The sequence below is a fragment of the Kitasatospora sp. NPDC004669 genome (assembly GCF_040609455.1).
In the GTDB taxonomy this organism is placed as follows: Bacteria; Actinomycetota; Actinomycetes; order Streptomycetales; family Streptomycetaceae; genus Kitasatospora.
Genome location: NZ_JBEXKB010000005.1, coordinates 1 through 11,776, shown reverse-complemented (window position 1 = coordinate 11,776; position 11,776 = coordinate 1). Strand labels below are relative to the sequence as shown.

At 72.9% G+C, this 11,776-nt stretch carries 14 protein-coding genes and 1 riboswitch; of the genes, 11 read left to right on the top strand and 3 right to left on the bottom strand.

Annotation, left to right across the window (positions count from 1 at the left end; all coding sequences use genetic code 11):
• Positions 1-5: 5 nt before the first annotated feature.
• From ABZW30_RS06015 to ABZW30_RS05985, 7 genes are all read left to right on the top strand, one after another.
• Entirely contained in the window at positions 6-836 is an 831-nt protein-coding gene (locus tag ABZW30_RS06015; protein ID WP_355669814.1) for a shikimate dehydrogenase, read from the top strand.
• Between the two features lie 164 nt (positions 837-1,000).
• Positions 1,001-2,185: a chorismate synthase gene (gene aroC / locus ABZW30_RS06010; RefSeq protein ID WP_355669813.1), complete on the top strand. Its 1,185-nt coding sequence runs from the start codon at positions 1,001-1,003 to the stop codon at positions 2,183-2,185.
• Complete coding sequence (locus tag ABZW30_RS06005) at positions 2,182-2,703, top strand: shikimate kinase (RefSeq protein ID WP_355669812.1); 522 nt, start codon at positions 2,182-2,184, stop codon at positions 2,701-2,703. The genes aroC and ABZW30_RS06005 overlap by 4 nt, the downstream gene beginning before the upstream one ends.
• Positions 2,696-3,805: a 3-dehydroquinate synthase gene (gene aroB, locus ABZW30_RS06000; RefSeq protein WP_355669811.1), complete on the top strand. Its 1,110-nt coding sequence runs from the start codon at positions 2,696-2,698 to the stop codon at positions 3,803-3,805. Before ABZW30_RS06005 ends, aroB begins: the two co-directional genes overlap by 8 nt.
• Before the next feature lie 8 nt (positions 3,806-3,813).
• A complete protein-coding gene (gene aroQ / locus ABZW30_RS05995) occupies positions 3,814-4,242 on the top strand; it encodes a type II 3-dehydroquinate dehydratase (protein ID WP_355669991.1) in 429 nt (142 codons plus the stop codon).
• A gap of 498 nt (positions 4,243-4,740) precedes the next feature.
• The gene (locus tag ABZW30_RS05990; protein WP_355669990.1) at positions 4,741-5,541 is read left to right on the top strand and encodes an AAA family ATPase; all 801 of its coding nucleotides are present in this window, start codon (positions 4,741-4,743) and stop codon (positions 5,539-5,541) included.
• Between the two features lie 114 nt (positions 5,542-5,655).
• Positions 5,656-6,465: a DNA-formamidopyrimidine glycosylase family protein gene (locus ABZW30_RS05985; RefSeq protein ID WP_355669810.1), complete on the top strand. Its 810-nt coding sequence runs from the start codon at positions 5,656-5,658 to the stop codon at positions 6,463-6,465.
• A gap of 340 nt (positions 6,466-6,805) precedes the next feature.
• Here the strand turns inward: ABZW30_RS05985 and ABZW30_RS05980 are convergent, their stop codons facing one another.
• Entirely contained in the window at positions 6,806-7,189 is a 384-nt protein-coding gene (locus tag ABZW30_RS05980; protein WP_355669809.1) for a metalloregulator ArsR/SmtB family transcription factor, read from the bottom strand.
• Positions 7,190-7,270: 81 nt separating this feature from the next.
• Positions 7,271-7,464, top strand: a riboswitch (cobalamin riboswitch).
• A gap of 31 nt (positions 7,465-7,495) precedes the next feature.
• Between ABZW30_RS05980 and ABZW30_RS05975 the strand changes: the two genes are divergently transcribed.
• A complete protein-coding gene (locus ABZW30_RS05975; protein ID WP_355669808.1) occupies positions 7,496-8,605 on the top strand; it encodes a HoxN/HupN/NixA family nickel/cobalt transporter in 1,110 nt (369 codons plus the stop codon).
• Positions 8,606-8,821: 216 nt separating this feature from the next.
• Here ABZW30_RS05975 and ABZW30_RS05970 read toward each other — a convergent pair whose 3' ends face one another.
• The gene (locus tag ABZW30_RS05970) at positions 8,822-8,947 is read right to left on the bottom strand and encodes a hypothetical protein (protein ID WP_355669807.1); all 126 of its coding nucleotides are present in this window, start codon (positions 8,945-8,947) and stop codon (positions 8,822-8,824) included.
• Between the two features lie 25 nt (positions 8,948-8,972).
• The gene (rpmG, locus tag ABZW30_RS05965; protein WP_355669806.1) at positions 8,973-9,137 is read right to left on the bottom strand and encodes a 50S ribosomal protein L33; all 165 of its coding nucleotides are present in this window, start codon (positions 9,135-9,137) and stop codon (positions 8,973-8,975) included.
• A gap of 316 nt (positions 9,138-9,453) precedes the next feature.
• Here rpmG and ABZW30_RS05960 point away from each other — a divergent pair, with 316 nt between their 5' ends.
• The 3 genes from ABZW30_RS05960 (at position 9,454) to nusB (ending at position 11,644) form a co-directional block, all read left to right on the top strand.
• A complete protein-coding gene (locus tag ABZW30_RS05960) occupies positions 9,454-10,560 on the top strand; it encodes an aminopeptidase P family protein (protein ID WP_355669805.1) in 1,107 nt (368 codons plus the stop codon).
• A gap of 78 nt (positions 10,561-10,638) precedes the next feature.
• A complete protein-coding gene (efp, locus tag ABZW30_RS05955) occupies positions 10,639-11,202 on the top strand; it encodes an elongation factor P (protein WP_355669804.1) in 564 nt (187 codons plus the stop codon).
• 4 nt (positions 11,203-11,206) lie between these two features.
• On the top strand, positions 11,207-11,644 hold the full coding sequence (gene nusB / locus ABZW30_RS05950; protein WP_355669803.1) for a transcription antitermination factor NusB: 438 nt from the start codon (positions 11,207-11,209) through the stop codon (positions 11,642-11,644).
• Positions 11,645-11,776: the final 132 nt, after the last annotated feature.

The following is an 11,776-nucleotide window of genomic DNA, read 5'->3' as shown; positions in this document are numbered from 1 at the left end:
TAGCGTTGACCAGCAAGCACCGGGCGGCCGTCCTCGGTTCGCCGATCGCCCACTCGCTCTCGCCGGACCTGCACCGGGCCGCCTTCGCGGCGCTCGGGCTGGACGGCTGGTGCTACGACCGCTTCGAGATCGACGAGGCCGGCCTGCCCGGCTTCGTCGCAGGGCTGGACGAGGCCGAGTGGGCCGGGCTGTCGCTGACGATGCCGCTCAAGCGGGCGGTCATCCCACTGCTGGACGAGGTCAGCGCGACGGCCCGCTCGGTGGACGCGGTCAACACCGTGGTGTTCACCGCCGACGGCCGGCGCACCGGGGACAACACCGACGTCCCCGGGCTGGTGAACGCGCTGCGCGAGCGCGGCATCACCGAGGTGTCCGCCGCCGCCGTGCTGGGCGCCGGGGCCACCGCCTCCTCGGCGCTGGCGGCGCTCGCCCAGGTCTGCACCGGCGAGGTGGCGGTCTACGTGCGCAGCGCCGAGCGGGCCCGGGAGATGGCCGAGCTGGGCGAGCGGCTGGGCGTGGTCGTCCGCACCGCCGACTGGGAGCGCGGGGCGGAGGCGCTGGAGCGGCCGCTGACCGTCTCCACCACGCCGGTCGGTGCCACGGACGGCTTCGCGACCGGGCTGCCCGCCGCGCCGGGGGCGTTGTTCGACGTGCTGTACCACCCGTGGCCGACGGCGCTGGCCGCCGCCTGCGCCGAGCGCGGGTCGACCGTCCTGGGCGGGCTGGACCTGCTGGTGCACCAGGCGGTGCTGCAGAGCGAGGCCTTCACCGGGCGGACGCCCGGACCGCTGGCGGCCATGCGCGAGGCGGGCGAGAAGGCGCTGGCGGGGCGCTGAGTCGAGGCGTGCGGCCGGGCCACGGCCGGATGGTGACCGGTTGCTGTCCGTCACGCGGACTGTGACCCCGGGTGCCGCTGGGGCATGAAAGGATTCAGGCACAAGGCACGCCCGGGGCGGGCCGCGGCGGTGCCGTGGGCCGGTCCGCTGATGAAGGAGCTCCGTTGGGTACGTTGCGCTGGCTGACGGCGGGGGAGTCGCACGGCCCCGCACTCGTCGCGACGCTGGAAGGCCTGCCCGCCGGTGTACCGGTCACCACCGCCGTGGTGGCCGACGCGCTGGCGCGCCGCCGGCTCGGTTACGGCCGCGGGGCGCGGATGAAGTTCGAGCAGGACGAGGTGACCTTCCTCGGCGGCGTCCGGCACGGTCTGACCATGGGCAGCCCGGTGGCGATCATGGTCGGCAACACGGAGTGGCCGAAGTGGGAGCAGGTCATGTCGGCCGACCCGGTCGACCCCGAGGTGCTGGCGGGCCTGGCCCGCAACGAGGCGCTGACTCGGCCCCGGCCCGGCCACGCCGACCTGGCTGGCATGCAGAAGTACTCGATCGACGAGGCCCGGCCGATCCTGGAGCGCGCCAGCGCCCGGGAGACGGCCGCCCGGGTCGCGCTGGGCGCGGTCGCCCGCTCGTACCTGAAGGAGACCTGCGGGATCGAGATCGTCAGCCACGTGGTCGAGCTGGCCGCCGCCAAGGCGCCGGCCGGCGTGCTGCCGCTGCCCTCGGACGAGGCCCGGCTGGACGCCGACCCGGTGCGCTGCCTGGACGCGGACGCCTCGAAGGCGATGGTCGCCGAGATCGACCAGGCCCACAAGGACGGCGACACCCTCGGCGGCGTGGTCGAGGTGCTCGCGTACGGCGTGCCGGTGGGCCTCGGCTCGCACGTGCACTGGGACCGCCGGCTGGACGCTCGGCTGGCCGCCGCGCTGATGGGCATCCAGGCGATCAAGGGCGTCGAGGTCGGCGACGGCTTCGAGCTGGCCCGGGTGCCGGGCTCGAAGGCGCACGACGAGATCGTCCCCACCCCCGAGGGCGTCAAGCGCACCTCCGGCCGCTCCGGCGGCACCGAGGGCGGCCTGTCCACCGGTGAGGTGCTGCGGGTGCGCGCCGCGATGAAGCCGATCGCCACCGTGCCGCGGGCGCTGCAGACCCTGGACGTGCGCACCGGCGAGCCGGCCAAGGCGCACCACCAGCGCTCGGACGTCTGCGCGGTGCCGGCCGCCGGCATCGTCGCCGAGGCGATGGTCGCGCTGGTGCTGGCCGACGCGGTGAACGAGAAGTTCGGCGGCGACCACGTGTCGGAGACCCGCCGCAATGTGCAGAACTACCTGGAGCACCTGATCATCCGATGATCACTCCTGTTGTGGTGCTGGTCGGCCCGCCCGGCAGTGGCAAGTCCACCGTCGGGCGGGCCCTGGCCGAGCGCCTGGGCGTCGGATTCCGGGACACCGACGCCGACATCGAGGCGCTGGCCGGCAAGCCCATCCCGGAGATCTTCATCGACGAGGGCGAGCCGCACTTCCGCGAGCTGGAGGTGGCGGCCGTCCGCGCCGCCGCCAGCGGGTACGGCGGGGTGCTGGCGCTCGGCGGTGGCGCGGTGATGGCCGAGGCCACCCGGGAGCTGCTGCGCGAGCTGCCGGTGGTCTTCCTGGAGGTCCCGCTGGGCGACGCGGTCAAGCGGGTCGGCCTGGACGCCCCGCGCCCGTTGCTGGCCGTCAACCCGCGGGCCCGCTGGCGCGAGCTGATGGAGGCCCGCCGCCCCCTCTACCTGGAGGTGGCCACCGCCGTGGTCGACACCGCCGGCCGCACCCCCGGGCAGGTCGCGGACGCCGTACTGGAAGCACTGGAGCTGAAGACCCCCCATGACTGACAACATCGTCAGGATTCACGTCGGCGGCAGCGCCGGCCACGACCCCTACGACGTGCTGATCGGGCACCAGCTGCTCGGTGAGCTGGCGCCGCTGATCGGACCCCCCCACATGGGGACAAGAGGGGCGAAGCGGGTCGCGATCATCCACCCGGAGGCGCTGGCCGCCACCGCCGACGCCATCCGCGACGACCTGGCCGGCGAGGGGTACGAGGCGATCGCGCTGCAGGTGCCCAACGCCGAGGAGGCGAAGAGCGTCGAGGTCGCCGCGTACTGCTGGTCGGTGCTCGGACAGACCGGCTTCACCCGCAGCGACGTCGTCGTCGGCCTCGGCGGCGGAGCCACCACCGACCTGGCCGGCTTCGTCGCCGCGACCTGGCTGCGCGGGGTGCGCTGGATCTCCATGCCCACCACGCTGCTCGGCATGGTCGACGCGGCCGTCGGCGGCAAGACCGGCATCAACATCGCCGAGGGCAAGAACATGGTCGGCGCCTTCCACCCGCCGGTGGGCGTGCTGGCCGACCTCGGCACCCTGGAGACCGTGCCCAAGCACGACTACGTCTCCGGCCTCGCCGAGGTCATCAAGTGCGGATTCATCGCCGACCCGGCCATCCTCGACCTGATCGAGGCCGACCCGGAGGGCGCCAGGACCCCGGCCGGCCCGCACACCGTCGAGCTGATCCGCCGGGCCATCCAGGTCAAGGCCGACGTGGTCTCCGGCGACCTCAAGGAGTCCGGTCAGCGGGAGATCCTCAACTACGGCCACACCCTGGGCCATGCCATCGAGCGCAACGAGCGCTACAAGTGGCGGCACGGCGCGGCGATCTCCATCGGCATGGTCTTCGCCGCCGAACTCGGCCGTCTGGCCGGGCGGTTGGACGATGAGACGGCCGACCGGCACCGCACCGTGCTGGCCTCGGTCGGCCTGCCGCTGAGCTACCGGGCGGACGCCTGGCCGAAGCTTCTGGACGCGATGAAGATCGACAAGAAGTCGCGCGGCGACCTGATCCGCTTCATCGTCCTGGACGGCCTCGGCAAGACCTCCGTGCTGGAGGGCCCGGACCCGTCGCTGCTGGTGGCCGCCTACGCGGAGGTCTCCTCGTGACCCGGGTGATGGTGCTCAACGGCCCCAACCTCGGTCGGCTGGGCAGCCGCGAGCCGGACGTCTACGGCGCCACCTCGTACGCCGGACTGGTCGAGCGCTGCACCGCGCTGGGCAAGGAGTTCGGCTTCGAGGTCGAGGTGCACGAGACCAACTCCGAGCAGCAGATGGTGGAGTGGCTGCACGAGGCGGCCGACGGGCAGGTGCCCGTGGTGATCAACCCGGGTGCGTTCACCCACTACTCGTACGCGATGCGGGACGCCGCCGCGCAGCGGACCGCGCCGCTGATCGAGGTGCACATCTCCAACCCGTACGCCCGGGAGACCTTCCGGCACAACTCGGTGATCGCCGCGGTGGCCTCCGGTACCATCGCCGGCTTCGGGATCGGGTCGTACGAGCTGGCGCTGCGGGCGCTGGCCGAGCAGCTCACCTCGCGGTGAGCTTCGGTCGACCCGAATCGGCTTCGGCTGACGCGAGTTGATCCGGACGGACCTGACCTGATCTGAGCTGACCCGGGCGGCCTGCGGGTTGACGTGAGCTGATGTCGGCCGAGGTCAGAGCGGGTGGGGCGAGCCGGCGGCCCGGCGGCGGACTGTGCCCGCCGCCGGGCCGCCGTGTAGTGTCCCCGCTGAGAGGTGTCGGGAGGTGCCGTGACGCAGTACGCCGGAGGTGGGCAGGTCCCGCCGCGTCCCGCCGCTCCGCCGGTGCCACCGGGGGGCGGTACGGGGGTGTCCCCGTCGGGGACGCCGTTTCCGCCTCCTCCGCCTCCGTCGGTTCGGCCGCCGGCCGCTCCGGCGCCTTCCGCCGGTCCGGCGCCTTCCGCCGGTATTGTGCCCGCCCCGGCTCCCGGGCCGGTGCCCGCTCCGGTTCCCGCCGCCGTGCCGGTGCCCGCTCCGGTTCCCGCCGCCGTGCCGGTGCCCGCCCCGGCTCCCGCCGCCGTGCCGGTGCCACCGCCTCCGGTCGCGCCCGCACCCGCTCCTGTACCTGCTCGGACACCGGCGCCCGCTCAGGCACCGGCACCCGCTCGGGTACCCGCCGCGCCCGCTCCGGCACCCGCTCGGGCCGCGGCGCCGCAGCCCGCGCCGAGTGCGCCCGTGCCGGCCGGGGGTACCGGGCACTTCGTGCTGCCCACCGGTACTCCCGTCCAGCTCCCCGCCCACCCGCTGCAGCGACACGCGCCCGCCGGGCCGATCGCCGTGCTGCTGATCGGCCCCGCCGGGGCGGGCAAGACCACCGTCGCCCGGTACTGGGCCGAGTGCCGGGCCACCCCGACCGCCCACATCAGCCTGGACGACGTCCGCGAGTGGGTGCAGTCCGGCTTCGCCAACCCGCAGTCCGGCTGGAACAACGCCTCCGAGGCCCAGTACCGGCTGGCCCGCCGCACCTGCGGCTTCGCCTGCCGCAACTACCTGGCCAACGGCATCTCCTGCATCATCGATGACGCCGTCTTCCCGGACCGCCCGGCGATCGGCCTCGGCGGCTGGAAGCGGCACATCGGGCCAGGCATGATCCCGGTCGTCCTGTTGCCCAGCCTGGACTCGGTGCTGCAGCGCAACGCCCGCCGCAGCGGCAACCGGCGGCTCGGCGACGAAGAGGTGGCGCGGATCCACGGCCGGATGGCCGGCTGGTACAACTCCGGGCTGCCGATCATCGACAACTCCTACCTGGACATCGCCGGGACGGCCGCCGAGCTGGACCGGGTGATCCTGGCCCGGCTGATGGGCATGCCGGTCCGCTGACGGGCGCCCTCGCTGATCTGTGGCCGCGCTGACCTGCGGCTTCGTGGAGCTGTCGGCGGCGGCTGCGATGATGGACCCCGTCCTGCCGTACTACTTCTGGGGGAGCTGGCGCCCGTGCCGGAAGGCCACATCATCCACCGCCTCGCCGTAGAGAACCGGAAGGCCTTCGGCGACCGCCCGGTCCAGGTCTCCAGCCCGCAGGGCCGGTTCGCCGACGAGGCCAAGGTGATCGACGGGCAGCTGCTCACCGGCGCCGAGGCCACCGGCAAGCACCTCTTCCTCGGCTTCGAGGAGGGCGCCTGGGTGCACGTCCACCTGGGCCTCTACGGCGGCTTCACCTTCGGCACCGGCCCCGCACCCGACCCGGTCGGTCTGATCCGGCTGCGGCTGGCCAACGACGACGGCTACGCCGATCTGCGCGGCCCCAACACCTGCAAGCTGATCACCGACGCCGAGAAGGCCGCCGTCGCCGCCCGGCTCGGCCCCGACCCGCTGCGCGCCGACGCCGACCCGGAGGCCGCCTGGCGCCGGATATCGGGCAGTCGGACGACCGTCGCCGCGCTGCTGATGGACCAGAAGGTGCTGGCGGGCGTCGGCAACGTCTACCGCGCCGAGGTGTTGTTCCGGCACAACATCAACCCGCACCGGGCCGGCCGCGACCTCAGCCGCCGCGAGTGGGACGCGATCTGGGCCGACCTGGTCGCCCTGATGCACGAGGGCGTCGCCGCCGGCCGGATCGACACCGTCCGCCCCGAGCACACCCCCGAGGCGATGGGCCGCCCGCCCCGGGTGGACGACCACGGCGGCGAGGTCTACGTCTACCGCCGCGCCGCGATGCCCTGCCTGGTCTGCGGCGCGGACGTCCGGACCGAGGAGCACGCCGCCCGCAACCTGTTCTGGTGCCCGACCTGCCAGACGGCCTGACCAGCTGATCCGCCCGCCGGCCGGGTGCGGGGAGCAGGCGGATGGATCGGTGCGAAGTGCCGCTCACCGTGCCAGGCACCACGGTGGGCGGCCAGGTGGTGCAGGCCGACAGCATCGGGGGGCGCAGCGCCTTCACCAGCCCGAGCCGGTGCCGAGACCTCGTCAGGTCCGGCCGCCGCGCGGTCCCGCCGTCACCCGCGAGCCGGAACTCGCCGCGCTGACCGGGGCGTTGGGGCGGGGCGTTGGGCCGGGCCGAGGAGGGCGGCCTCGGCGGCACATCGTACTCATCCGGGCGGCTCCTGGTGCCGCTTCGCGCGGGACGGGCGGCCCCGACTGTCGGTCAGCCCGCGGCGGCGGTGGGCTCGTGGTGCTCGGCGGCGGCGCACTCGTCGAGGAGGGGGCGCATGCTGTCGTCCACGAGCCGGTAGCGCACCACGCGTCCGTCCTTCTCCCCGGTGACCACGCCCGCTGTGCGGAGCAGCCGCAGGGCCTGGGAGACGGCGGGGTCGCGCATGCCGGTGGCAACCGCCAGGTCGGTGACGGCGAGCGGCCCGGCCCGGTGGAGGGCGAGCAGCAGGGCGAGCCGTCCGGGGTCGGAGAGCAGGGAGAACCGCTCGGCCCAGGACCGGACGTGCGCGGTGTCGCCGATGGCGGCGATGGCCTCGCAGACCCGGTGCCCGTCGATGGTGCGGTGGCCCGCGCGGTCGGCCGGTACGAGATGCATGCGTACATTCTTGCAGGCAGGGGCCTGTGATCCTGAACACCTGCACAGGTGCGCAACCTTGCGAGGGTGGCGCCGGACCCCTACGGTGTTCCCCGCCGTGGTGCTCGGGAAGACCGGTGACGGACCCTCAGGGGTCCCAGTCCGGAGCGGCCCTCGCCACTGTGATCGGGGGAGAGTTGTCCGAACCCACATGCCACTGGGCGTCTCGTGCGCCTGGGAAGGCGGGTCCGGAAGCCCCGTAAGCCAGGAGACCGGCCACGGCATCTCACGAAGTCTTTCCACGAGGTGCTGGAGCGTGATCCGAAGATGACCCTGCCCGAAACCGCCACTCCTGCTGAGGCGGCCCCCTCCGTCCTGCCCACCTTCAGGTGGAAGCGCGAGGACACCATACGTACGGCCGGGCTGATGGGGGTGATCCTGGCCATGCACGTGGTGGCCTTCGGGACGCTCATCTTCCTGGTCGCGCCCCACAACTACGCGGTCGGTACCCAGGTCTTCGGGGTGGGCCTGGGTATCACCGCGTACACCCTCGGCATGCGGCACGCCTTCGATGCCGACCACATCGCGGTGATCGACAACACCACCCGCAAGCTGATGGCGGACGGCAAGCGGCCGGTCTCGGTCGGCTTCTGGTTCGCCCTCGGACACTCCTCGATGGTGGTTCTCATGGCCGCCCTGGTGGCGGGTGGCGCCCAGCTGGCGAACACGCTGATGGACGACGAGTCGACCACCCACAAGTGGCTCGGGATGGTCGGCACCACCACCTCCGGCGTCTTCCTCTACCTGATCGGCGCGCTCAACCTGGCGGCGCTGATCGGCATCATCAAGGTGTTCCGGGCGATGCGGGCCGGGCAGTACGACGAGGCGGAGCTGGAGCAGCACCTCGACTCGCGCGGCTTCATGGCCCGGGCGCTGAACCGGGCGACCCGCTCGATCACCCGGCCCGGGCAGATGTTCCCGGTGGGCATGGTGCTGGGCCTCGGCTTCGACACCGCGACCGAGGTCACCCTGATGGTGATGGCCGGCTCGGGTGCGGCGGCCGGGCTGCCCTGGTACGCGATCGTCTGCCTGCCGCTGCTGTTCGCGGCCGGGATGAGCCTGTTCGACACCCTGGACGGGACGTTCATGAACTTCGCGTACCAGTGGGCCTTCTCCAACCCGGTGCGCAAGGTGTACTACAACCTGACCATCACTGGGCTGTCGATCGCGGTGGCCTTCATCATCGGCACCATCGAGCTGGTCGGGGTGCTGCACGAGAAGCTCGACCTGACCGATCCGGTCACCGGGTTCATCGCGGACATCTCACTGGACAACGTCGGGTACGCGATCGCCGGGCTGTTCGTGGTGGTGTGGGCGATCGCGATCGCGTACTGGAAGCTGGCCGGCGTCGAGAAGCGCTGGACGCCCGCCGAGTAGCCCGTCGGGCACGCTGCCGCGAGCAGCAGCGTGCCCGCGACGGCGAGCCCGGCGCCGACCACCTGGACCGGGCGCAGCCGCTCCTTTACCGCAACGCGGGGGAGCGGGTGCTGCGGTTGACCATGGTGGTGTCGGTGCCGCCGCCGCGCTGAGGCCGCTTGTCGCAGGCCGAAACGGTGCCTCCCCGGGGTGGGGCGGCGCCGTTTCGGCCTGTCGTCAGTGCCGGTTGCCGTAGCGGCGGTGGAACCGTTCGACCCGGCCGGCGGTGTCGGGCACCCGCGACCGGCCGACCTTGTCGCGGAAGACGACCGGGCGGTAGTCGGGGTGGATTCCGGACTTCACGGGTGGGCTCCTTCGGGGGTGTTCGTCAGCGCTCTTCGCGGAAGTCGACGTGCCGGCCGGTGGCCGGGTCGTACTTGCGCAGGACCAGCCGGTCCGGGTCGTTCCGGCGGTTCTTGCGGGTCACGTACGTGTAGCCGGTGCCGGCGGTGGAGCGGAGCTTGATCACGGGGCGCAGTTCACTGCGGGTCACGGGGTGTCCTCCCGGGGGCCTGGGGTGCCGGGTTCGACGGGCTGGGCCGAACCTGTATCGAAATGGAAGTCGTTTTCACCCGGTTTAACGTGGGCTCCGTCCTGCCCATTCCCGGACGCCGGGGGAGCGTCCATGTCCGCCCGCCGCGCGGCCGCCGCCCTCGACCGGCGCCCTGAGGGGCGAAAATCGGCCGGCCCCGCTCCCGGGAGTCCCCCGGTTCGTTCGCCACCGGCTCGCCGGGTCTCGGGGGGTGGGCCCGTGCCCCCTCGGCGGCGCTCGGCGGGCGGTTTGGGGTGGGGGTTCGTAGGCTCGACGCATGGTGGATGCGTACGCGGGTCGGCGGGAGCGGGTGAGGGAGCACTGCAGTGCGGCCGGGGCCGATGCGGCGATGGTCACCCGGGCGGCGAACGTGCGGTATCTGACGGGCTGCGCGCCCTGTGGGGCGACCTTGCTGCTGACCCGGGAACGGGCGCTGCTCGCGTTGCCGGACGACCTGCCGCCGGACGACACGGGGGAGCACCTGATCGTCGCGGACGTCACCCAGGTGCCGGTGTCGGCCGGGGCGGACACCGCGCTGGCCGCCGCGGCCGCCGCCGCGCGGCTGGGGGTGCGGGACCTGGCGGTGGAGGAGCACGACCTGTCCGTCACCCGGCACCGGGCGGTGGGGGGCCTGGTGGAGGGCGCCCGGCTGGCGGACCTCGGCCAGGTGGTGGAGCGGCTGCGGGTGGTCAAGGACGAGCATGAGATCGCCGACCTGCGGATCGCCGCCGAGATCGCCGACCAGGCGCTCGGCGAGCTGCTGGAGTCGATCCTGGTCGGCCGTACCGAGCGGCACCTCGCGATGGAGCTTGAGCGCCGGATGATCGACCACGGGGCCGACCGGGCCGCCTTCCCGGTCTCGGTCGGCACCGGCAACCACTCCGGCCAGCCCGCCCACCAGCCCACCGACCGCCGGGTGGAGGAGGGCGACTTCCTCACCGTGGTGATGGGCGCCCAGTACCGCGGCTACGGCATCTCGACCGCCCGGACCTTCGTGATCGGCGCCGCCCCCGAGCCCTGGCAGGTGGAGCTGCACCGGCTGGTGTTCCGCGCTCAGCGGGCCGGCCGGGAGGCGCTCGGGCCGGGTGTGGAGCAGTGCGTACCCGACCGGGCCGCCCGGCAGGTCCTGGAGGCGGCGGGCCACGCCGAGACCTCGCCGCACCCGGTGGGGCACGGCATCGGGCTGGAGATCCGGGAGGCGCCGCGCCTCGGTCCGTCGGACATGGGTAAACTGGACAGCCGCGTGCCGGTCACCGTCGGCCCAGGGGTGCACCTCCCGGGCAAGGGCGGGGTCCGGATCGAGGACACGCTCGTCGTGCGCCCCCTCGAGGAGGGCGGGCCCGAGCTGCTCACCATCACCACCAAGGAGCTCCTCGCCCTGTGACGGCGGCCCCCGAGGCCGTCGGCGGCAGGACGCAAACCCTTGGTTCCTTGACAGCTATATCCAGGAGTAAGTGCGCCCGTGGCTTCCACGAACGATCTCAAGAACGGCATGGTCCTCAAGCTGGAGGGCGGCAAGCTCTGGTCCGTCGTCGAGTTCCAGCACGTCAAGCCCGGCAAGGGCCCGGCCTTCGTGCGTACCAAGCTCAAGGAGGTCCTGACCGGCAAGGTCGTCGACAAGACCTTCAACGCGGGCACCAAGGTCGAGACGGCCAACGTGGACAAGCGCGGCATGCAGTTCTCGTACAAGGACGGCGAGAACTTCGTGTTCATGGACATGGACACCTACGACCAGCTGACCGTCGAGCCGGCCGTCGTCGGCGACGCCGCCAAGTACCTGCTGGAGGGCTTCGAGGCCCTGGTCGCCACCAACGAGGGCGCGGTCCTGTACATCGAGCTCCCGGCCGCCGTCGAGCTGGTCATCGCCGAGACCGAGCCGGGCGTCCAGGGCGACCGCTCCACCGGTGGCACCAAGCCGGCCACCCTGGAGACCGGTGCCGAGATCCAGGTGCCGCTCTTCATCACCACCGGTGAGAAGGTCAAGGTCGACACCCGCGACGGCAGCTACCTCGGCCGGGTGAAGTAAGTCCGTGTCGGCCGCACGTAGCAAGGCCCGTACCCGGGCCTTCCAGATCCTCTTCGAGGCCGACCACCGCGGGGTCGACCCGCAGCAGGTCCTCGCCGACTGGGTGGCCCGCGCCCGCGAGCCGAAGCCCGACGAGGGCACCCCGCAGGTGGGCGAGTACACCATGGAGCTCATCGAGGGGTACGTCCAGCACGCTCGTCGCATCGACGAGCTCATCGAGCAGTACGCGGTGGGCTGGACCCTCGACCGCATGCCGATCGTGGACCGCAACGTCCTGCGGCTCGGCGCGTACGAGCTGATCTGGGAGGACGGCGTCCCGGACGCGGTCGTCCTGGACGAGGCCGTCGAGATCGCCAAGGAGTTCTCCACGGACGACTCCCCGGCCTTCGTGAACGGTCTGCTCGCCCGCTTCCTGGAACTGAAGCCGAGCATCCGCCGGTAATCGGTGATGCCCCGCAGACGGCCGCCGGACCCGAGATCTCGGGTCCGGCGGGCGGGGGGGGCACCGGGGCCGCGCCCGGGGGGCCCCGCCGGCGGGAAGTGGTGGGCGACAAGCCCCGAAAGTGTAGGGGCG